This is a genomic window from Mesorhizobium sp. B2-8-5, from assembly GCF_006440675.2.
Classification (GTDB): domain Bacteria; phylum Pseudomonadota; class Alphaproteobacteria; order Rhizobiales; family Rhizobiaceae; genus Mesorhizobium.
This window is the reverse complement of the sequence record NZ_CP083951.1, coordinates 135649-155463: the sequence shown is the minus strand read 5'-3', so window position 1 is coordinate 155463 and position 19815 is coordinate 135649. Positions and strand designations below refer to the sequence as shown.

Annotated in this window: 18 protein-coding genes; 6 read left to right on the top strand and 12 right to left on the bottom strand. The window is 65.2% G+C overall.

Annotation, left to right across the window (positions count from 1 at the left end):
- Positions 1-3: 3 nt before the first annotated feature.
- Together FJ430_RS00740 and FJ430_RS00735 are read right to left on the bottom strand one after the other, a co-directional pair.
- A complete protein-coding gene (locus FJ430_RS00740; protein WP_140702568.1) occupies positions 4-900 on the bottom strand; it encodes an NAD(P)/FAD-dependent oxidoreductase in 897 nt (298 codons plus the stop codon).
- Positions 890-1339 carry an RrF2 family transcriptional regulator gene (locus FJ430_RS00735; protein ID WP_140650228.1) on the bottom strand — a complete coding sequence of 150 codons (450 nt, stop codon included), beginning with the start codon at positions 1337-1339 and terminating at the stop codon, positions 890-892. Before FJ430_RS00735 ends, FJ430_RS00740 begins: the two co-directional genes overlap by 11 nt.
- A gap of 89 nt (positions 1340-1428) precedes the next feature.
- Here FJ430_RS00735 and FJ430_RS00730 point away from each other — a divergent pair, with 89 nt between their 5' ends.
- From FJ430_RS00730 to FJ430_RS00705, 6 genes are all read left to right on the top strand, one after another.
- Entirely contained in the window at positions 1429-2340 is a 912-nt protein-coding gene (locus FJ430_RS00730; protein ID WP_140702570.1) for a LysR substrate-binding domain-containing protein, read from the top strand.
- Positions 2341-2470: 130 nt separating this feature from the next.
- Positions 2471-3625, top strand: a complete 1155-nt coding sequence (locus tag FJ430_RS00725; RefSeq protein WP_140702572.1) for an ABC transporter substrate-binding protein — start codon at positions 2471-2473, stop codon at positions 3623-3625.
- 174 nt (positions 3626-3799) lie between these two features.
- A complete protein-coding gene (locus FJ430_RS00720) occupies positions 3800-4798 on the top strand; it encodes an ABC transporter ATP-binding protein (RefSeq protein ID WP_140702574.1) in 999 nt (332 codons plus the stop codon).
- Positions 4799-5111: 313 nt separating this feature from the next.
- Positions 5112-6017: an ABC transporter permease gene (locus FJ430_RS00715; RefSeq protein ID WP_181166848.1), complete on the top strand. Its 906-nt coding sequence runs from the start codon at positions 5112-5114 to the stop codon at positions 6015-6017.
- Positions 6007-6822 carry an ABC transporter permease gene (locus FJ430_RS00710; RefSeq protein ID WP_140702578.1) on the top strand — a complete coding sequence of 272 codons (816 nt, stop codon included), beginning with the start codon at positions 6007-6009 and terminating at the stop codon, positions 6820-6822. The genes FJ430_RS00715 and FJ430_RS00710 overlap by 11 nt, the downstream gene beginning before the upstream one ends.
- A 103-nt stretch (positions 6823-6925) precedes the next feature.
- Positions 6926-8353 carry a gamma-aminobutyraldehyde dehydrogenase gene (locus FJ430_RS00705; RefSeq protein ID WP_140702580.1) on the top strand — a complete coding sequence of 476 codons (1428 nt, stop codon included), beginning with the start codon at positions 6926-6928 and terminating at the stop codon, positions 8351-8353.
- Between the two features lie 118 nt (positions 8354-8471).
- On the opposite strand, the gene FJ430_RS00700 is transcribed toward FJ430_RS00705, so the two are convergent.
- The 10 genes from FJ430_RS00700 to FJ430_RS00655 form a co-directional block, all read right to left on the bottom strand.
- Positions 8472-9881: an FAD-binding oxidoreductase gene (locus FJ430_RS00700; protein ID WP_140702582.1), complete on the bottom strand. Its 1410-nt coding sequence runs from the start codon at positions 9879-9881 to the stop codon at positions 8472-8474.
- Between the two features lie 332 nt (positions 9882-10213).
- Positions 10214-10528, bottom strand: coding sequence for a hypothetical protein (locus FJ430_RS00695; RefSeq protein ID WP_140647069.1), 315 nt, complete (start codon positions 10526-10528; stop codon positions 10214-10216).
- Positions 10529-10582: 54 nt separating this feature from the next.
- Positions 10583-10945 carry a nuclear transport factor 2 family protein gene (locus tag FJ430_RS00690; RefSeq protein WP_140702584.1) on the bottom strand — a complete coding sequence of 121 codons (363 nt, stop codon included), beginning with the start codon at positions 10943-10945 and terminating at the stop codon, positions 10583-10585.
- 80 nt (positions 10946-11025) lie between these two features.
- Positions 11026-11499, bottom strand: coding sequence for a carboxymuconolactone decarboxylase family protein (locus tag FJ430_RS00685; protein ID WP_140702587.1), 474 nt, complete (start codon positions 11497-11499; stop codon positions 11026-11028).
- Between the two features lie 108 nt (positions 11500-11607).
- Positions 11608-13161: an alpha/beta fold hydrolase gene (locus FJ430_RS00680; protein WP_140658343.1), complete on the bottom strand. Its 1554-nt coding sequence runs from the start codon at positions 13159-13161 to the stop codon at positions 11608-11610.
- A 112-nt stretch (positions 13162-13273) separates the two neighbouring features.
- Positions 13274-13585, bottom strand: a complete 312-nt coding sequence (locus FJ430_RS00675; RefSeq protein ID WP_140647072.1) for a formate dehydrogenase subunit delta — start codon at positions 13583-13585, stop codon at positions 13274-13276.
- Positions 13575-14399, bottom strand: coding sequence for a formate dehydrogenase accessory sulfurtransferase FdhD (fdhD, locus tag FJ430_RS00670; protein ID WP_140647073.1), 825 nt, complete (start codon positions 14397-14399; stop codon positions 13575-13577). The genes FJ430_RS00675 and fdhD overlap by 11 nt, the downstream gene beginning before the upstream one ends.
- A gap of 269 nt (positions 14400-14668) precedes the next feature.
- Positions 14669-17581: a formate dehydrogenase subunit alpha gene (gene fdhF, locus FJ430_RS00665; RefSeq protein WP_140702589.1), complete on the bottom strand. Its 2913-nt coding sequence runs from the start codon at positions 17579-17581 to the stop codon at positions 14669-14671.
- 13 nt (positions 17582-17594) lie between these two features.
- A complete protein-coding gene (locus FJ430_RS00660) occupies positions 17595-19151 on the bottom strand; it encodes a formate dehydrogenase beta subunit (RefSeq protein ID WP_140702591.1) in 1557 nt (518 codons plus the stop codon).
- Entirely contained in the window at positions 19148-19627 is a 480-nt protein-coding gene (locus FJ430_RS00655) for a formate dehydrogenase subunit gamma (protein WP_140702593.1), read from the bottom strand. The genes FJ430_RS00660 and FJ430_RS00655 overlap by 4 nt, the downstream gene beginning before the upstream one ends.
- Between the last annotated feature and the right edge of the window lie 188 nt (positions 19628-19815).

Genomic DNA, 19815 nt, shown 5'->3' with positions numbered 1-19815 from the left:
GGGCTAACCGAACACCAGCGACTGGTGCGCCGCAACCCCGGCCATCGCGCCGCCCGACACCGCGAAGGCGATGTTGTGCATCAGGCGCGCGGCGTCTCCAGCCGCGAAGACGCCGGGCACCGATGTCTGCTGCTTGTCGTCCACGACGATCGCCCGGCCAAGCGGGCCTTCGTTGAAGGCGCAGCCCAGCTGCTCGGCGAGCGGACTTGCCATTTCGTTGCGCGGCGCGGTGAACAGCGCCCGCACGCTTGCGCTGCGATTACCATCCAGCCTGACGACCAGACCGTCGGCGGCGTTGTTGTGCACTTCCGCCACTTTAGCCGGCTCGAACCTGATGTTGCGCTTCTCCAATGCCCGCGCCTGGTCCGTGTCCGGTTCGAACAAGCCGTCAGCGAACAGCGTGACGTCGCCCCAGTCGGAAATCAGCTCGGCCTGGTGCAGCGACATCGGTCCGGTCGCCAGCACGCCGAGCGGCCCGCCGGCCACTTCGTAGCCGTGGCAATAGGGGCAATGCAGCACCGTCTTGCCCCACTGCGCGGCAAGTCCTGGAACGTCCGGCAGGATGTCGCGGACACCGGTGGCGAGCACCAGCCGTGTCGCGCCGAAGCCCTCGCCATCCTCCATCCGGACCTCGAAGCCGGCGCCGGCAGCGGCGGTCCGCTCGGCGCGGCCGTCCATCACCTTGACGGTGGGATAGGCAAGCAACTGTGCCCTGGCCTCGTCGAGGATGTCCGACGGCGCCCGCCCGTCCTGGCCGAAGAAGCCATGCGAATGCTCGGCAAAGCGGTTCCGCGGCTGCCCGGCATCGATCATCAGCACCTTGCGCCGCCCGCGCGCCGCATACATGGCGGCGGAGAGGCCGGCAAAGCTGCCGCCGACGACGATCACATCATACTGCATGGCTAGATACTCCAATCAGGTCATAACGGCGGCGGAAGTCGGCCGTCAGGTCGGCCAGCGTGATATGGCTGAGCCGCTCAGTGAGCAGCCTTTCCGCCTCCAGGCGAAAATCGTCGAGCACGGCGATCACCGCCTGCTCGACCAGGCACCCGGGACTTTCCGGCTCAGTGCTGAACGGCAGCAGCGTTTCGCCGAGCGCGGCGCTGATCTCGGCCAGCGAGATCTTGTCCGGCGCGCGGCCGAGCTGCCAGCCGCCGCCATGGCCGCGCGACGAGGTGACGATGCCGGCCTCGCGCAAGCCGGCGATGGTGCGGCGCACGACCACCGGATTGGTGTGGATGAAGCCGGCCAATTGCTCCGAGGTCAGCGCCCGGTCGGGCGCGTCGGCCATGTGGACGAGGATATGCAGGGTCGAGGACAGTCGGCTGTTGCGTTTCATGTAACTTAGATAGTTACGAATAGAGCGGCCGTCAAGTTTTGGACCTTGCCCACTTCCCAGCACCGCATTGGCCGGTGTTTAGTCCGGCCATGGCCTTCACCATCCGCCAATTGCAGTTCTTCGTCGCCGTCGCCGAGCAAGGCACCGTCTCGGGCGCCGCGCAGAACCTGTCCATTTCCCAGTCCTCGGTCACCGAGGCGATCAAGGAATTGGAGAGCGATCTCGGCGTCGAGCTGTTCGAGCGCCATCCGCGCGGCCTCAACATCACCCACAAGGGTCACCAGTTCCTGCGCCACGCGACCAAGATCCTGGCCGATGTCTCGGATGCGCGCCGTTCCTTCTCCAGTGAGCAGGCCGCCGCGGGCGGCCGCCTGCAGCTCGGCGTCACCTCGCTGGTCGCCGGCTATGTGCTCTCCGATCTGCTCGCGCGCTACCGCCGCGCCTATCCCGGCGTCGAGGTTTCGGCCATTGAGGACAATGGCGACTATCTCGAGCACCTTCTGGTCGGCGGCAAGCTCGACATCGCCGTCATGGTGACGTCCAACCTGCGCGACCGCACCGCGCTGCAGTCGGAAATCCTGGAAGTCTCGGCCTACCGGCTGTGGGTTCCGCTCAGCCACAGGCTCGCCAGCGCCGACATCATCTCGATCGGCGATATCGCGTCCGAGCCGCTGATCATGCTCACCGTCGACGAGATCGAGGAGAACACCGGCAAGCTGCTGTCGGCGATCGGCGCCCGGCCGCATGTCGCCTTCCGCACCCGCTCGGTCGAGGCGGTGCGCAGCCTTGTCGCCACCGGCGCCGGCGTGGCGCTGCTGCCCGACCTCGTCTACCGGCCCTGGTCGCTGGAAGGCGACCGCATCGAATCGCGCGACGTTTCCGGTTCGCTGCCAGTGGTCCAAGTCGGCACCGTCTGGCGCCGCGGCTCCGGCTTGCCGCAGGCCGCGCGCGACTTCATCGGCCTCGCGCAGTCGCAGCGGATGGTGCGCCAGCGACTGTGATACCTATCGGTAAAACCGATATCGGCTTTCTGATAAATGAATTTGCGAAACCGGATTTTTCACAGCACCTTCCGTTCAGGGAACAAAGCCGCGCCCTGAGAGCGCTGCCCCTAGCAATGGGAGATCGACGATGAATGCATTCCTGAAGTCGTGCACGGCGCTGACAGTCGCGCTGACTTTTTCCAGTCAGGCCATCGCCCAGGTCAAGGAACTCGGCAAGGGCGAGGGCGAGGTCAACATCGTTGCCTGGCCGGGCTATATCGAGCGCGGCGAGACCGACAAGGGCTATGACTGGGTGACGGCTTTCGAGAAGGAAAGCGGCTGCAAGGTCAACGTCAAGACCGCCAACACCTCGGACGAGATGGTCTCGCTGATGAACGAAGGCGGCTTCGACCTCGTCACCGCTTCGGGCGATGCCTCGCTGCGCCTCGTCGCCGGCAAGCGTGTCCAGCCGATCAACACCGATCTGATCCCAAGCTGGAAGACCGTCGACGACCGCCTGAAGGATGCGCCCTGGTTCACCGTCGACAAGGTGCATTACGGCGTTCCCTATCAGTGGGGCCCTAACATCCTGATGTACAGCACCGACGTCTTCAAGGAAGCGCCCAAGAGCTGGAATGTCGTCTTCGAGGAAATGAAGCTGCCCGACGGCAAGTCGAACAAGGGCCGCGTCCAGGCCTATGACGGCCCGATCCACATCGCTGACGCCGCCAACTATTTGATGTTCCACAAGCCGGAACTCGGCATCAAGGACCCTTACGAGCTCAATGAGGACCAGTACAAGGCGGCGCTCGATCTTTTGCGCACGCAACGCACGCTGGTCGGCCGCTACTGGCACGATGCCGCGATCCAGGTCGACGACTTCCAGAACGAGGGCGTGGTCGCCTCAGGCTCATGGCCCTATCAGGTCAACACGCTGGTCGCCGCCAAGAAGCCGGTCGCCTCGACCGTGCCGGAAGAAGGTGTCACCGGTTGGGCCGACACCACCATGATGGAAGCCGACGCCGCTCATCCGAACTGCGCCTATATGTGGCTCGAGCATTCCTTGTCGCCGAAGGTCCAGGGCGACGTCTCGGCCTGGTTCGGCTCGCTGCCGGTCGTGCCCGCCGCCTGCAAGGGCAACGAACTGCTCGGCGAGGAAGGCTGCAAGACCAACGGCTACGAGAATTTCGACAAGATCAAGTTCTGGAAGACGCCGGTGTCGAAATGCGCCAGCCAGAACGACCAGTGCGTGCCTTACTACCGCTGGGTGTCGGACTATATCGGCGTCATCGGCGGCCGGTGATCTCCTAGTCCTCCCCTCCGGGGGTAGGTTCGAGATGCAGTGTCGGGGTGGGGCGATCCCCACCCGAGGGCTGAACCGCGACCTCTCGCGGGGAGGTGGTTCGCCGCGCGAATTTTCCAGACCCGGCTATAGACAGCCCGGCTATAGACAGACAGGCTATAGACAGACAGGCCCATGACCTCTGCCGTTTCCTTCAAACAAGTCTCGCGCCATTTTGGCAACGTGCGCGCCGTCGACGCCGTCGATCTCGACATCGTACCGGGCGAGTTCTTCGCCATGCTGGGGCCGTCAGGGTCCGGCAAGACGACCTGCCTGCGTCTCATCGCCGGCTTCGAGCAGCCGACGGCCGGCTCGATCTCCATCTTCGGCGCCCGCGCCGAGGGCGTTCCGCCCTATCGCCGCAACGTCAACACCGTCTTCCAGGACTATGCGCTGTTCCCGCATCTCAACGTGCTCGACAATGTCGCCTACGGCCTGATGGTCAAGGGCGTCGGCAAGGCCGAGCGACTGAAGGCGGCGGAGGAAGCGCTGTCGCTGGTGCGCCTGCCGGGCTATGGCGCGCGCCGCCCCGGCCAGCTATCCGGCGGCCAGCGCCAGCGTGTCGCGCTTGCCCGCGCGCTGGTCAACCAGCCCAAGGTGCTGCTGCTGGACGAGCCGCTCGGCGCGCTCGACCTCAAGCTGCGCGAGAACATGCAGGAGGAATTGAAATCGCTGCAGAAGGTGCTCGGCATCACCTTCGTCTTCGTCACCCACGACCAGGGCGAGGCGCTGTCCATGGCCGACCGCGTCGCCGTCTTCAACGATGGCAGGATCATGCAGGTCGGCACGCCGGAGGATATCTACCAGCGGCCGAACACGCGCTTCGTCGCCGATTTCGTCGGCTCGTCCAACGTGCTGTCGCCGGATTTCGTCCAGCGCTATTCCGGCCAGCATCGCTGGGGGAGTCTGCGCCCGGAGTCCATCCGCATCTCCAGCGCGGCCAGCGGCGACGGCGTCGCCGCGCGCCTTGTCGGGGCCAACTACCTCGGCGCCACGACAAGGCTGGCACTCGACGCCGATGGGTTGCGGCTGCACGCGGTGGTGCCGGCCGGCACGGCGCTGCCGGCGGAAGGCGAGCCTGTGATGCTGACCTTCAACCGCGAGAGCCTGCATCTGATGGACGAGCCGGCATGACCGTGCTCGGGATAGTGGCCAGTCAGGCAGGCGAGGCGCTCTACGGCGCCCCCCTCTGGCCTGCCGGCCATCTCCCCCACAAGGGGGGAGATTGGCTGTTTCGGCGCCCCACGCATCCTTCCGACGTTGGTGACTGGCGAAATCGCAGGCGACGGCTGATCTCCCCCCTTGTGGGGGAGATGTCCGGCAGGACAGAGGGGGGCGCGAAGGATCTCGGCTTCCCCCACAATGCCCTTCAGCACGCGGCGGCCCCATGACCGTCGCCGCTGTTCAGTCCAACCCCACCCCGGCCATCCTGCCCGGCAGCGGCGGCATGCGCGGTGCGCTCTCCGACCTGTTCTGGCGCCGGCCGAAGCTTCTGCTGCTGCTCATGCTCCTGCCACCAGTGCTATGGCTAGGCATTGTCTATATCGGCTCGCTGTTCGCGCTGCTGGCGCAGAGCTTCTTCTCGATCGACGAGTTTTCCGGCCTCATCAACCGCGAGTTCACGCTGAAGACCTATGGCGACCTGTTCCAGGCAGCCAATCTCGACATCATCCTGCGCACGGTGACGATGGCGGCGCTTGTCACGCTTGCCTCGGCAATCATTGCTTTCCCCATCGCCTATTACGCGGCGCGCTATGCGCGCGGCCGCTGGAAGGCGCTGTTCTATCTCGGCGTCATGCTGCCGCTGTGGTCGAGCTATCTGGTCAAGATCTACGCCTGGAAGCTGATCCTGGCCAAGGAAGGCATCCTCACTTGGCTGCTCGCCAAGCTGAACCTGCTCTGGCTGCTCGATGCCTGGCTGTCGCTGCCGATCGTCGGCGGCAACTCGCTGTCGGTCTCCTTCACCGGCACTTTCATTGTCTTCGTCTATGTCTGGCTGCCCTTCATGATCCTGCCGGTGCAGGCCGCGCTCGAACGCGTGCCCGGCAATCTGGTCGAGGCCTCGTCCGATCTCGGCGCCTCACCCGGCCAGACCTTCCGCAACGTGCTGTTCCCGCTGGCGCTGCCCGGCATCGTCGCCGGCTCGATCTTCACCTTCTCGCTGACTTTGGGCGACTACATCATCCCGCAGATCATCGGCACCTCGCGCCTGTTCATCGGCCAGGCCGTTTATTCGCAGCAGGGCACCGCCGGCAACATTCCGTTGGCTGCCGCCTTCACCGTGGTGCCCATCGTCATCATGGGCTTCTATCTCTGGGGCGCCAAGCGCATGGGGGCTTTCGATGCGCTCTGACGGTGGCCAATCCGCTCCGCTCGGCCTGAAGATCGCCGCCGCCTGCGGCCTGCTCTTCCTGCATCTGCCGATCCTCCTGATCTTCGTCTATGCCTTCACGACGGAAGAGAAGAGCTTCGTCTGGCCGCCGCCGGGGCTCACCACGCATTGGTTCGCCGTCACCTGGAACCGGCCGGACGTATGGGACGCGCTGTCGCTCTCTGTCCGCGTCGCCGCCATCTCGACGGCGATCGCGCTGGTGCTCGGCACGCTCTGCGCCGCCGCCGTCTCGCAGACGCGCTTCTTCGGCCGCGAGGCCATCTCGCTGCTGGTCATCCTGCCGATCGCGCTGCCCGGCATCATCACCGGCATTGCGCTACGCTCCGCCTTTGCGCTGGCCGACATCCCGTTCTCGTTCTGGACGATCGTGCTTGGCCACGCCACCTTCTGCGTGGTCGTCGTCTACAACAACGCCGTCGCCCGTTTCCGCCGCACCTCCGGCTCGATGATCGAGGCGTCGATGGACCTCGGCGCCGACGGTTTCCAGACGTTCCGGCATGTCGTGCTGCCCAACATCGCAACCGCATTGTTTGCCGGCGGCATGCTCGCCTTCGCGCTGTCCTTCGACGAGGTCATCGTCACCACCTTCACCGCCGGCCAGCAGCAGACCGTGCCGATCTGGATGCTGGAGGAACTGATCCGCCCGCGCCAGCGCCCGGTCACCAATGTCGTGGCCATGGTCGTCGTGCTGGTGACGCTGCTGCCGATCCTCTTTGCCTATTACCTGACCCGCGACGGCGACCAGATCGCCGGCAGCGGGAAATGAAAATAGCGAATAGGGAATAGCCAATAGCGAACAGGGAAATCGATAGCCAAGCCCTACTCGCTATTCGCTACTCGCTACTCGCTCCTGAATAAGGAGAGACCCCATGGACACCCAGATGCTGATCGGCTCGAAGTTCGAGAAGGGCACCGAGACCGAGGAGCCGATCCTCAATCCGAAGACCGGCGCGACGATCCTCAACCTGCCCGAAGCGAGTCCGGCGCAGATCGAGGCTGCCGTCGCTGTGGCCGAACGAGCGTTCGTCAGTTGGTCGCGCACCACGCCGGCGCAGCGCTCGGGCTATCTGCTCAAGATCGCCGACCGCATCGAAGCCGAGGCGAAGGACTTCGCGGCGCTCGAAGCGCTGAATTGCGGCAAGCCGATCAACGCCGTGCTCAATGACGAGATTCCGGCGATCGTCGACTGCTACCGCTTCTTTGCCGGCGCGGTGCGTTCGATGCCCGGCCAGGTTGCCGGCGAATATATTCCGGGCCACACCTCGATGGTGCGGCGCGACCCGGTCGGCATCGTCGCTTCCATCGCGCCCTGGAACTATCCGCTGATGATGATGGCCTGGAAGCTGGCGCCGGCGATCGGCGGCGGCAACACGGTCGTCTTCAAGCCGTCGGAGCAGACGCCGCTGACGGCGCTGAAGCTGGCGAAGATCCTCGCCCAGGTGCTGCCCGAGGGCGTCGTCAATGTCGTGCTCGGCCGCGGCGACAGCGTCGGAAACACGCTGATCAACCACCCCAAGGTGAACATGATCTCGATCACCGGTGACGTCGCCACCGGCAAGAAGGTGCTGCAGGCGGCCGCCAAGTCGGTCAAGCGCACGCATCTGGAGCTTGGTGGCAAGGCGCCGGTCATCGTCTTCGACGACGCCGATCTCGGCGCGGTGGTCAACGGCCTGCGCGCCTTCGGCTATTACAATGCCGGCCAGGACTGCACCGCCGCTTGCCGCATCTATGCCGGCAAGAAGATCTACGACAAGCTCGTCGCCGACCTCTCTTCCGCCGTCTCGACCATCAAATACAACCAGCCGGACGACACCGAGAACGAGATCGGGCCGCTGATCTCGCGCCGCCAGCGCGACCGCGTGTCGAGCTTCGTCGAGCGCGCTTCGGAACTGAAGCACATCGAGATCACCACCGGCGGCAAGCCGGGCGAGGGCTCCGGCTTCTACTACCAGCCGACCGTCGTCGCCGGCGCGCTGCAGGAAGACGAGATCGTGCGCCGCGAGGTGTTCGGTCCGGTCGTCTCGGTCACTCGCTTCTCCGACGTCGATGAAGCGGTGAACTGGGCGAACGACAGCGACTACGGCCTGGCCTCGTCGGTATGGACGAAAGACGTCTCGCGCGCCATGGCGACGGCCGCCCGCCTGCAATATGGCTGCACCTGGATCAACACGCACTTCATGCTGACCAACGAGATGCCGCATGGCGGCCTGAAGCAGTCCGGCTACGGCAAGGACATGTCGCTCTACGCGCTGGAGGACTACACCGCCGTCCGCCACGTGATGGTGGCGCACGGCTAGGCGCCTTCTGCCTCTCCCCTTGTGGGGGAGGTCGGATTGTCCCGAATTGCGAAGAGCAATTCGGAGGCAATCCGACCTCGGCGCGACGATCCCTGCGTCGGCGGGACCAGCGTAAGAATTAAGCGGCTGTCCTGCCCTCCGTCATCGAAGTCGCGGGCTTGATGTTCTGGTTGACCCGGAAGACGTTGAAGGGGTCATAGGTGCGCTTCACCTGGCTCAGCCGCTCGTAATTTGCGCCATAGCTCGCCTGCACGCGCGCTTCTCCTTCGTCGTCCATCATGAAATTCACGTAACCGCCTTCGCCGTTATGGGGGTGGATGCTCGTCCAGTAGTTCTTGGCCCACCTGGTGAGGTCGGCGGCCTTGCCCGGATCGGGATCGATGGCGGCGATGACCATCGACCAGGTTGCGTCGCGCGCGTTCCACGCGGTTTCGTTCTTGCCGACGCGGCGAACGGCGCCGTCGATCGGGTAAAGATGCATGAGCGACAATTCGCTCGGCGCCGTGGCGGCCTGGGCGATATGGGTGGCGATGGCTTCGTCGGGAAGCGACTTCACGAAATCGCCCTTCCAATACCATTGCAGGCCTTTCGGAAGCAGCGGATCGAACAAAGCCTGCAAGGCCGGGAATGGCATCACGCCCATCCAGTTGAAAATCGGCGGCGGCAGATTATCGAGCAGCGGCGCCATGGCCTTGCGTCCGTCCTCCTCGGTGCCGTTGTAGCAGGAGATGATTGCGCAGGCGCGCTTGCCCCAATATTCGCGCGGGAAGGGATCGGTCGAGGGAACGGTTTTCAGGCCGACAAAGGCGCCAAGATCTTCCGGCGCCTCCGGCAGGTAGTCGCGATAGGTTCGCATGACGGCCAACGCATCCTTGGCCTCCCAGAACACCGGGCCGCCGAAGATCATGTTCACAGGATGGGCCTGGAACAGGAAGCTGGTCACGACGCCGAAATTGCCGCCGCCGCCCCGGAGCGCCCAGAACAGGTCGGGATTCTCAGCTTTGCTGGCTGTCACCACGCTGCCGTCGGCCAGCACCAGATCGGCTTCGACCAGATTGTCGATGGTGAGACCGTATCTGCGCGTGAGATAGCCCGTCCCGCCGCCGAGGGTAAGACCGGCAACGCCCGTGGTCGAGACGATGCCGGCCGGAACAGCCAGCCCGAAAGGATGGGTGGCATGGTCCACGTCACCCGACGTGCAGCCTGGCCCGACCCTCACGGTGCGCGTTTTCGGATCGACATGGACCCCTTTCATCATCGACAGGTCGATGACGAGGCCGTTGTCGCAAATCCCCAGCCCGGCGCCGTTGTGCCCGCCGCCGCGCACGGCGATCAGCAGGTCGTTATCGCGCGCGTATTTCACGGCGGTGATCACGTCGGCGACATCGGCGCAGCGTGCGATCAGCAGCGGGCGCTTTTCGATCATGCCGTTATAGACCTTGCGGGCCTCGTCATAGCCGGCATCGTCACGCAGGATCACCTCCCCGCGCAGGCTTTCACGCAGTTTTGCATGGGTTTCGTCGGTCATCGGTTTGCTCCCTTGATTGCGCCCACCGCCATGCGGCGTCGGCGCGACGCATTTGTTGCTTCGTTATGCCGCCTCGACGGGCGGGTGCGTTCGACGGTGCAGGAAGAGCACATTGCACCAATCCGGTGCGCGCCGCTTCGCCCGAAAGGGCCAGCGGGGCATGGCCCGGGAGAGCCATGACATGGCAGCCAACCCGGCCGGGGCCGGCCGTGCCGGGATGCTCGGTCCCTGGCCCTGTCGATCTGATGCTGACGAGCGGCCGCCCGCGTCGCGGCCACTCGCGCCTTCGTGCTCGCCGGCGGCCTCTCAGCCCCGGCTCTTCGACGGTGCAGCTATTCCACGATGCGGAAGATCTGCCACTGGCTGGTGCCCGACACCACATAGGGCTCTAATTCCTTGCCCCATTTGGCGTGCGCGTCGATCTTGGCGATCTTGGCGAAGAACGCTTCCAGCTGGGCCAGGCTTTCGACCTCGTGATGGGACTCGATCGTCGCTTCACGTGCGCCGATCGAGCCGGTCATCAGGCGAAAATTCAAGTCAGCGAGCCCGACCTGCGAGCCGATCTCGCGCTCCCATTTCCGCATCAGCTCGAGTGCGGTCTGCTTCTGCCCGAACTTCGCGTCGATCTGCCATCTGGCGCTGAACATGTTTGCTCTCCCTCATGATTGCGGCCAGGCCGCTGTTGATTTGTCCGCGACTTGTTATTCGTCCCAGGCCTGCACGACGGTCTGCCGCGCGATCAGGCCGTTCTTCAGCTCCACCATCGCCGCGCAGCACACTTTTGTGCCGTCCGGATAGGCGCAGGCTTGCATGAAGGCGAGGTTGTCCCCCTCGGCGATGGTGGTATCCACCTTGTGGGTCATCGCCCGGCTGCAGATATCGTCCCAGAAGGTGCTGATCGCCGCGCGGCCGCGGATCTCGCGCGGCTTGCTCGGCGGATTGTTCCGGTCGATCACCCGCACCAGCGCATCGTCATTGTAGAAGCTCGACAAGAGCTTGCCGTCACGGCCCTCGATCGCCTTCTTGATCGCGGCGCCATCCACTGTCTTTGTCTTGGTCAACATTTCTTGCCTCCATGGCCCGTCTGATCGGGCGTTCCGTTGCTCGGGACGCAGCCCGGCGTGACCGCCGGGCCGAGGGTCTTTCACTGCGACTTCGCCTTGACGGCGGCGAACAGGTCGTCGGTCTGCTTCTTGAATGTGGCGAGGTCGACCTGGCTGCCGTTGAGCATCGTCGACCAGTGGCGCACGATCGCCGCCATGGCGATGGCCTCCTTGATCTCCTCGTCGCTCGCGCCGTTCGCCTTGGCCGCCAGCGTGTGGAAATAGATGCAGTACTGGCAGGGGATCTGCGAAGCGACCGCCAGGCCCATCAGCTCCTTGGTCTTGCCATTGAGGGCGGTGTTCGGATTGAGCTGCACGCCCTTGATCTCGGCCCACGCACCGGCCACCGCGACATCGGGCAGCGTCTTGAACATGTCGGGCACCGTGCCGAGCGTGGCCTGGATATCTTTGTAGGCCGCGGTTGCCGAGGCGTCCTCGGCCCGTGCCTGAGTGATGGCCAGCAACGCGCCCGCGGCAAATGCCAGCAATCCGATCTTGCGATTCAATTTCAGCATTTCATCCTCCATTCGCAGTGCCTTTGTGGCTGCATCGCCTAGCCTGCATGGGGAGAATTGATACCTCTTAGGGCGCCCCGACCGCTTCGCCCGAAAGCGCCATGGTTCTCATGGCCCGTCCGGGCCAGCATGTCTGGCCGAGAAGGCCGCCGCCGCCGCCCGCGACGGCAGGTCGAGCTTGAGCAATATGTTGGCGACATGGCGCTTGACCGTGTGCTCGCTGAGGCAGAGTTCGGCGGCGATCGCGGCATTGCTCTTGCCGTCGGCGATCAGGTTCACCACCTCGCTCTCGCGCGCCGTCAGCGCGGCCGGCTCGGCGGGCCTTGCCTTGGGCCGGCAGGCCGGCTCCAGATGCTGCTCCGACGTCGCCAGAACTGCCGGCATGGGCTCGTCCACCTCATCGAGGCTGACGCGGCCGGCATCGACGAAATGCAGGCCGGAACCTATTGCGAGATCGGCGACTAGCCGCGAGGCGAGGATGTCGCCGCGCCCGGCATGCGCGGCGAGCTGCATCGTCACCCGCGCCGTCAGCCCGACCGGCTGGCCGCGCATTTCGATCTCGCCGACATGCACGCCTTGCGCGCTGGCCACGCCGATCTGCTGGGCCGCCTCGCGCAGCGCCGCGGCGCAGCGCACGGCGCGCGCCGGCCCATCGAAGCGCGACATCATCAATTCGCCATGCGTGCCGGCCGTGCGGCCGCCATGGCGGCCGACCAGAAGCCGCCAGGTTTCCTGGAAGCGCTGGCTGCGCTCGCTCCACATGCGGTCGCCGAGCTTGGCCGTGTCGTAGATGCGCGTCCCCAGCAGCGCCGCCAGCACGCGCTCGGTGTCGGCCACCGCCGGTTCTCCGGTCAGGAATTCCTCGATCAGATCGGCCACTCGGTCGACGTCGCCGGTCCAGATCGGGTGGTCGCGCCCAGAGATCTCGACCAGGCGAGCGCCGGGGATCTTCCTGGCCAGGAAGCGGCTGGCATCAGGGTCGACGCGGGCGTCGTTACGGCGATGGATCAGGAATGTCGGCACCCTGATCATCCCGAGTATATCGCGCACGTCGATATCGGCGTTCATGCGGGCAAGCGCTGCGGCCGCCGTCGGACTGGCCGACAGCCGCTCAAACCGGGCCCACCACTGGGTGAAGTGGGTATCGTCCACCCGGCCAGGCGCGAAATTCGGCAAGGTGGCGCCGGTGCCCCACGATGTCTCCGCCGTCTCGATGAAAGCTTCCAGCCGTTCCGGCGGCATCACCCATCTGTGGAAATGCGCATAGGCGCCATAGAGGACGAGCGCGCGCGTCCGCTCCGGATAGGTGGCGGCGAACAGCATCGCCATCGGCGCGCCCTCCGAGGCGCCGAGGATCGCCGCCCGGCCGCTGCCGGCGGCGTCCATCACCGCGCGCACATCGTCCATGCGCGTTTCGAGACTGGGCAGATTGTGGTTGTCGACGCGGTCGGAAAGCCCGGTGCCGCGCTTGTCGAACAGGATCAGGCGCGAGAAGGCCGAGAGCCGTTTCAACAGGCGGCTGTAGCCTTCGTCTTCCCAATGCAGATCGAGATTGGAAATGAAGCCCGGCACGAAGACCAGATCGAACGCGCCCTGGCCGACCACCTGATAGGCGATCCGCACCTCTCCGCTGCGCGCGTATCTGGTCTCGATCGGCCTCACGAGTTCTTCCGCCTGGCCTGACGATTTCCGATCGTCAAACATAGCAGAGCCGACCAGGTAGCGGCAGCTTAAACTTTAGCAAAAAGAAATGTAAGACGGCCGGTCGCTGCGACTATTTCTGCGAAGCGGCGATGTCGGCCGGGAAAGCCTTGAGTCCAAGCTTCGTGTCGGCCTCCGCCGGGCTGATCGGTCGCTTGATCTTGGCCGAGGCGGCGATCACAAGGTCGTCGAAATTCTCCGTGCCGGCGTCCAGCATCTCGAAGAATTGGCGCCGCATCCGAGGCTCCCAGAACTTGTTGATGTGCTCGGCAACGCCGGTAATGCCTTCCTCGCGCGGCTTCGAATGGAAGAAGGTGGCGATCTGGTTGGCCATGCGCACCAGCTTTTCCTTGGTGCTGGCGATGTGGTCTTCGTCATGCGACATGCTTGGCAACTCCGGAAGCCACCCGTTCGGGGTGGGTGAAAATATCGAAATCGTCGCCGCGAACCAGCGCCACCAGCGTCATGCCGGCGGCCTCGGCCGTGCGAATGGCAAGCGCGGTCGGCGCCGAGACCGCCATGATGATCGAAGCGCCGATGGCTGCCGTCTTTTGCACCATCTCGACCGACACGCGCGAGGTCACCACGACGGCGCCGCTCGCGCCGTCGATGCCGGCCTTGGCCAGCGCACCGGCGAGCTTGTCCAGCGCGTTGTGGCGGCCGACATCCTCACGCGCCATCACGATGCCCTTGCCGGGAACGTAGAAGCCGGCGGCATGCACAGCGCCGGTTTCGGTGTGCAGCGGCTGGACCTTCGACAAAAGCCTGACCGAACGGGTGATGTCTTCGGCATCGAGCGTAAGCTTTGACGCACCGACCGCATCGACCGAACGCATCGCCTCCTCGATCGATTCGATGCCGCACAGGCCGCAGCCGACCGGCCCGGCAAGCCTGCGCCGCCGCGCCTGGAAGCGCGTGTTGGCCTGGTCCTTCAGCCGGATCTGGATATCGATGCCGGCGCCGAGATCCTCGACTTCGATCGCCTCGATCTCCTTTGGGTCGGCGATGATGCCTTCGGTGAGCGAGAAGCCGAGCGCGAAATCCTCGAAATCGGCCGGGCTTGCCATCATCACCGCATGCGTGGTGCCGGCAAAGGAGAACGCCACCGGCGTCTCCTCCGGCACCATGCGGTTCGCGGCCGAGGTGCCGCCGGCGCGATGCGCGAGGCGAGAGATTTGGGAGATAGGAGGGCGGTTCACGAGGCGCCAGCCCCTGGCCTGCCGGCCATTTCGCTCACGATATGTCGAAAGCCTCTTACGTCAATCGGCAATTGCTCTCCAACGCCTTCCCCCGCTCCGTCGCCGCTTCGCAGCGCCACCTCTCCCCCCTCCGGAGGGAGAGGAAAGGAGCCAACTGGGATCGCCGCGCGCCTTTCCTCTCCCCCGTCGATCGGGGGAGAGGTGTCGAGCGAAGCTCGACGGAGTGGGGGTCGATCAGCCGTCAAGATTGAGCTCTGTCCTCGACACACCTACTCCGCCGCCTGCAGCGGGGCGATGCGCCGGCTCTGCTTGGCCTGTTCGTTATAGTCCTTCTGCCAGTCGCTCGGGCCGTTGGACGGCGCCACCTGCACGGCGGTGACCTTGTATTCCGGACAATTGGTCGCCCAGTCCGAGAAGTCGGTGGTGATCACGTTGGCCTGCGTGTCCGGGTGGTGGAAGGTCGTGTAGACGACGCCGGGCGAGACGCGGTCGGTGATCAGCGCGCGCAGCGTGGTTTCGCCCGAGCGGCTCGCCAGCCGCACCCAGTCGCCTTCGCGCACGCCGCGGACCTCGGCGTCGTGCGGATGGATCTCCAGCCGGTCCTCGGCGTGCCACATCGAATTCTCGGTGCGCCGGGTCTGCGCGCCGACATTGTACTGCGACAGGATACGGCCGGTGGTGAGCAGCAGCGGATAGCGCGGACCTGTGCGCTCGTCGGTCGCCACATATTCGGTGCGGATGAACTTGCCCTTGCCGCGCACGAAACCGTCGACATGCATGATCGGCGTGCCGAGCGGCGCCTTCTCGTTGCAGGGCCACTGCACCGAGCCGACGCGGTCGAGCAGCTCGAAGGAGACGCCGGCAAAGCTCGGCGTCGTCTTGGCGATCTCGTCCATGATCTGCGACGGATGCGTGTAGTTCCAGTCGAGCCCGATGGCGCGGGCGAGCTCCTGCGTCGCTTCCCAGTCGGCATAGCGCGCCTTCGGTTCGATGACTTTGCGCACCATGTTGATGCGGCGCTCGGCATTGGTGAAGGTGCCGTCCTTCTCGAGGAAGGTCGAGCCCGGCAGGAAGACATGTGCGTAGTTCGCCGTCTCGTTGAGGAAGAGGTCGTGCACGACCACGCATTCCATCGCGGCGAGGCCGCCGGCGACATGCTTGGTGTCCGGATCGGACTGCAGGATGTCCTCGCCCTGGATGTAGATGCCCTTGAACGAACCGTCGACGGCTGCGTCCAGCATGTTGGGAATGCGCAGGCCGGGCTCGTCGTCCAGCTTCACGCCCCACAGGCTTTCATAGATGTCGCGCACCGCCTCGCCCGAGATGTGGCGGTAGCCCGGCAATTCATGCGGGAACGAGCCCATGTCGCAGGAGCCCTGCACGTTGTTCTGGCCGCGCAGCGGGTTCACGCCGACGCCTTGCCGGCCGATATTGCCCGTGGCCATGGCGAGGTTGGCGATGGCGATCACCGTGGTGGAGCCCTGGCTGTGCTCCGTCACGCCGAGGCCGTAATAGATCGCGCCGTTGCCGCCCTTGGCATACATGCGCGCGGCACCCCGGATCAGTTCCGGATCCACGCCCGATAGCTTGCCGACGGTTTCGGGGCTGTTCTCCGGCAGGGCGACGAAGGATGCCCAGTCCTGGAACTCGGCCCAGTCGCAGCGCTCGCGGATGAAGGCCTCGTCGAACAGGCCTTCGGTGACGACGACATGCGCCAGCGCCGTCAGCACCGCCACGTTGGTGCCGGGCTTCAAGGGCAGGTGGTAGTCGGCCTCGATATGCGCCGACTTGACCATCTCGGTGCGGCGCGGATCGAGCACGATCAGCTTGGCGCCCTGGCGCAGCCGCTTCTTCAGCCGCGAGGCGAACACCGGATGGGCCGAAGCCGGATTGGCGCCGATGATGACGGCGACGTCGGTGAATTCGACCGAATCGAAATCCTGCGTGCCGGCGGAGGTGCCGTATGTCTGGCCGAGCCCGTAGCCGGTCGGCGAATGGCAGACGCGGGCGCAGGTGTCGACATTGTTGTTGCGGAAGCCCTGCCGCACCAGCTTCTGGACGAGATAGGTCTCCTCGTTGGTGCAGCGGGACGAGGTGATGCCGCCGATCGCGGTGCGTCCGTACTGATACTGGATGCGGCGGAATTCCTTGGCGGTGTGGGCGATCGCCTCTTCCCAGCTCACTTCGCGCCACGGATCGGAGATCTTCTCGCGGACCATCGGCGACAGGATGCGGTCCTTGTGGGTGGCGTAGCCATAGGCGAAGCGGCCCTTGACGCAGGAATGGCCGTGGTTCGCCTTGCCGTCCTTGTAAGGCATCATGCGGATGACCTCGTCATCCTTCACCTCGGCCTTGAACGAGCAGCCGACGCCGCAATAGGCGCAGGTGGTGACGGCCGAGCGCTCCGGCATGCCCTTTTCGAGCACGGTCTTCTCGCGCAGCGCGTCCGTCGGGCAGGCCTGCACGCAGGCGCCGCAGGAGACGCATTCGGAAGCGATGAAGTCCTCATGCATGCCGGCGACCATGCGCGACTCGAAGCCGCGGCCCTCGATGGTCAGCGCGAAGGTGCCTTGCACCTCCTCGCAGGCGCGCACGCAGCGCGAGCAGACGATGCACTGCGCCGGATCATAGGTGAAATAGGGATTGGATTCGTCACGCGCGATGTAGTCGACCGCCAGCGAGCCATGGCCAGGCGCAACGCCGTTCTCTTCCTTGACGTGGTTGCGGCCTTCGACGCCGTAGCGGTTCTCGGCGAGGCCGACCGACTTCGCCACCGCGTCGAATTCGCTGGCGCCGGTTCCGGCCTTCTCGTTCCAGCCGGTCGGATGGTCGGAGACATAGAGCTCCATGACGCCGCGGCGGATGGCGTCGAGCCGGTCCGACTGCGTGCGCACCACCATGCCTTCGCCGACCGGCGTCGTGCAGGAGGCCGGCGTGCCGCCGCGTCCTTCGATCTCGACCAGGCAGACGCGGCACGAGCCGAAGGAGTCCAGCATGTCGGTGGCGCAGAGCTTCGGGATCTCGACCCCGCCCTCCATCGCCGCGCGCATGATCGACGTGCCTTCCGGCACGGTGATGCTTTGCCCGTCGACGGTCAGCGTGATCTGCTTCGTCGCTTTCGACTCCGGCGTTCCGTAGTCGATCTCTTCGATGAGTGTCGGGAAGTCGGCCTTGATGTTCATCTTCTGCCAGCTCCTATTCAGCCGCCACGCGCGCAGGCGCGGGTTTGAAATCCTCGGGGAAATGCGTGATCGAGCTCATCACCGGGTAGGGCGTGAAGCCGCCCAGCGCGCAGAGCGATCCGAACTTCATCGTGTTGCAGAGATCGGTGACCAGAGCGAGGTTCTTCTCCGCCTCGATGCCGGCGGCGACCTTGTCGAGAACCTCCACGCCGCGCGTCGAGCCGATGCGGCAGGGCGTGCACTTGCCGCAGCTTTCGATGGCGCAGAATTCCATGGCGAAGCGCGCCTGCTTCAGCATGTCGGCGCTGTCGTCGAACACGGTGATGCCGGCATGGCCGATCAGCCCGTCGCGCTTGGCGAATTCCTCGTAGTCGAAGGGTGTGTCGAACAAGGCGCGCGGGAAATAGGCGCCGAGCGGGCCGCCGACCTGCACCGCCTTGACCGGGCGCCCCGAAGCCGTGCCGCCGCCGATATCGTCGACGATCTCGCCCAGCGTCAGGCCGAAGGCCGTCTCGAACAGGCCGCCATTCTTGACGTTGCCGGCGATCTGGATCGGGATCGTGCCGCGCGAGCGGCCCATGCCGAAATCCTTATAGTAGGCGGCGCCCTTGTCCATGATGACAGGCACAGAGGCCAGGCTGATCACATTGTTGATCACCGTCGGCTTGCCGAACAGGCCCTGGATGGCCGGCAGCGGCGGCTTGGCGCGCACCACGCCGCGCTTGCCCTCGAGGCTGTTCAAGAGCGAGGTTTCCTCGCCGCAGACATAGGCGCCGGCGCCGACGCGGATCTCCATGTCGAAGGCGTTGGGCGAACCCAGCACATTGACGCCCAGCACGCCCGCCTTGCGGGCGATCGCCACGGCCTTGTTCATCGTCGCCACCGCATGCGGATATTCCGAGCGGATATAGACGAAACCTTTGGTCGCCCCGGTCGCGATGCCGGCGATCGCCATGCCTTCGATCAGCACGAAGGGATCGCCTTCCATGATCATGCGGTCGGCGAAAGTGGCGCTGTCCCCTTCGTCGGCGTTGCAGACGATGTATTTCTGCGCGCCCGCCGTATCCAGCACCGTCTTCCACTTGATGCCGGTCGGGAAGCCCGCGCCGCCGCGGCCGCGCAGGCCGGACTCGGTAACCTGCTTGACGACATCGGCCGGCGCCATGGCGACCGCGTTCTGCAGCCCGCGCAAGCCGCCCAGCGACTTGTAGGCGTCGAGCGACAGCGGGTCGTTGATGCCGCAGCGTGCGAAGGTCAGCCGCGTCTGCTTGGCGAAGAAGGGGATCTTGTCGGGCGAGCCCAGCCAGCGCTTGTGGTGGCCGCCCTTGAGGAAGCCGCTGTCGAACAGGCTCTTGACGTCGGACGGCTTGACCGGCCCGTAGGCGACGCGGCCCTCGGCTGTGGCCACCTCGACCATCGGCTCCAGGAAATAGGCGCCCCGCGAGCCGTTGCGCACGATCTTGGCCTCGATGCCGCGCTCCTTGAGTTCCTTCTCGATTGCTTTGGCGATCTTTTCGGCGCCGAGCGCCAGCGCGCCGGAATCTGCCGGGACATAGATGCGCGGGATCATGAACGTACCTCCGCGACGATCTCTTCGATCTTCTCGTCATCGAGCCGGCCGATGACTTCGCCGTCGAGCATCGCCGACGGCGAGCAGGCGCAAAGCCCGAGGCAGTAGACCGGCTCCAGTGTAACCGATCCGTCGCGCGTGGTCTCGTGGAAATCGATGCCGAGCAACTGCTTGACCTTGGCCGCGACGGTGTCCGAGCCCATCGACTGGCAGGCTTCCGCCTGGCAAAGCTTCAGCACATGCCGTCCGGCCGGCTTGGCGCGGAAATCGTGATAGAAGCTGACGACGCCGTGCACCTCGGCCCGGGAGAGGTTCAGCCCGTCGGCGATCACCGGCAGCGCGTCCTTCGGAACGTGCCCGAACTCTTCCTGTATGCTGTGCAGGATCGGCAGCAGCGGGCCTTCGAGGCCCTTCATCTCGTCAATGATCGCCGCCGTGCGCGACGCGATCTCGGTACTTGCGGCCTGCATGGTCACGCAGCGCCCTCCCTGGTCGTGGCGGCCAATGTATGTCACCCCAGGATATAGAGCGGTTTCGGGGCAACGACATGCATAGGGCGCAATATCGCTAAGTCCTTACGAAATCAGAGGAAACCTCCGAAATCAATAAAGCGCTCCCGTCGCTTGATAGAAATTTTCTATCAAAATCAGGCAGCTCGCATTGT

Bases quoted from the DNA above. Each gene is read 5' to 3' on its own strand.
- FJ430_RS00740 (WP_140702568.1), bottom strand. From the start codon at position 900: ATGCAGTATGATGTGATCGTCGTCGGCGGCAGCTTTGCCGGCCTCTCC.
- FJ430_RS00735 (WP_140650228.1), bottom strand. From the start codon at position 1,339: ATGAAACGCAACAGCCGACTGTCCTCGACCCTGCATATCCTCGTCCAC.
- FJ430_RS00730 (WP_140702570.1), top strand. From the start codon at position 1,429: ATGGCCTTCACCATCCGCCAATTGCAGTTCTTCGTCGCCGTCGCCGAG.
- FJ430_RS00725 (WP_140702572.1), top strand. From the start codon at position 2,471: ATGAATGCATTCCTGAAGTCGTGCACGGCGCTGACAGTCGCGCTGACT.
- FJ430_RS00720 (WP_140702574.1), top strand. From the start codon at position 3,800: ATGACCTCTGCCGTTTCCTTCAAACAAGTCTCGCGCCATTTTGGCAAC.
- FJ430_RS00715 (WP_181166848.1), top strand. From the start codon at position 5,112: ATGCGCGGTGCGCTCTCCGACCTGTTCTGGCGCCGGCCGAAGCTTCTG.
- FJ430_RS00710 (WP_140702578.1), top strand. From the start codon at position 6,007: ATGCGCTCTGACGGTGGCCAATCCGCTCCGCTCGGCCTGAAGATCGCC.
- FJ430_RS00705 (WP_140702580.1), top strand. From the start codon at position 6,926: ATGGACACCCAGATGCTGATCGGCTCGAAGTTCGAGAAGGGCACCGAG.
- FJ430_RS00700 (WP_140702582.1), bottom strand. From the start codon at position 9,881: ATGACCGACGAAACCCATGCAAAACTGCGTGAAAGCCTGCGCGGGGAG.
- FJ430_RS00695 (WP_140647069.1), bottom strand. From the start codon at position 10,528: ATGTTCAGCGCCAGATGGCAGATCGACGCGAAGTTCGGGCAGAAGCAG.
- FJ430_RS00690 (WP_140702584.1), bottom strand. From the start codon at position 10,945: ATGTTGACCAAGACAAAGACAGTGGATGGCGCCGCGATCAAGAAGGCG.
- FJ430_RS00685 (WP_140702587.1), bottom strand. From the start codon at position 11,499: ATGCTGAAATTGAATCGCAAGATCGGATTGCTGGCATTTGCCGCGGGC.
- FJ430_RS00675 (WP_140647072.1), bottom strand. From the start codon at position 13,585: ATGTCGCATGACGAAGACCACATCGCCAGCACCAAGGAAAAGCTGGTG.
- fdhF (WP_140702589.1), bottom strand. From the start codon at position 17,581: ATGAACATCAAGGCCGACTTCCCGACACTCATCGAAGAGATCGACTAC.
- FJ430_RS00660 (WP_140702591.1), bottom strand. From the start codon at position 19,151: ATGATCCCGCGCATCTATGTCCCGGCAGATTCCGGCGCGCTGGCGCTC.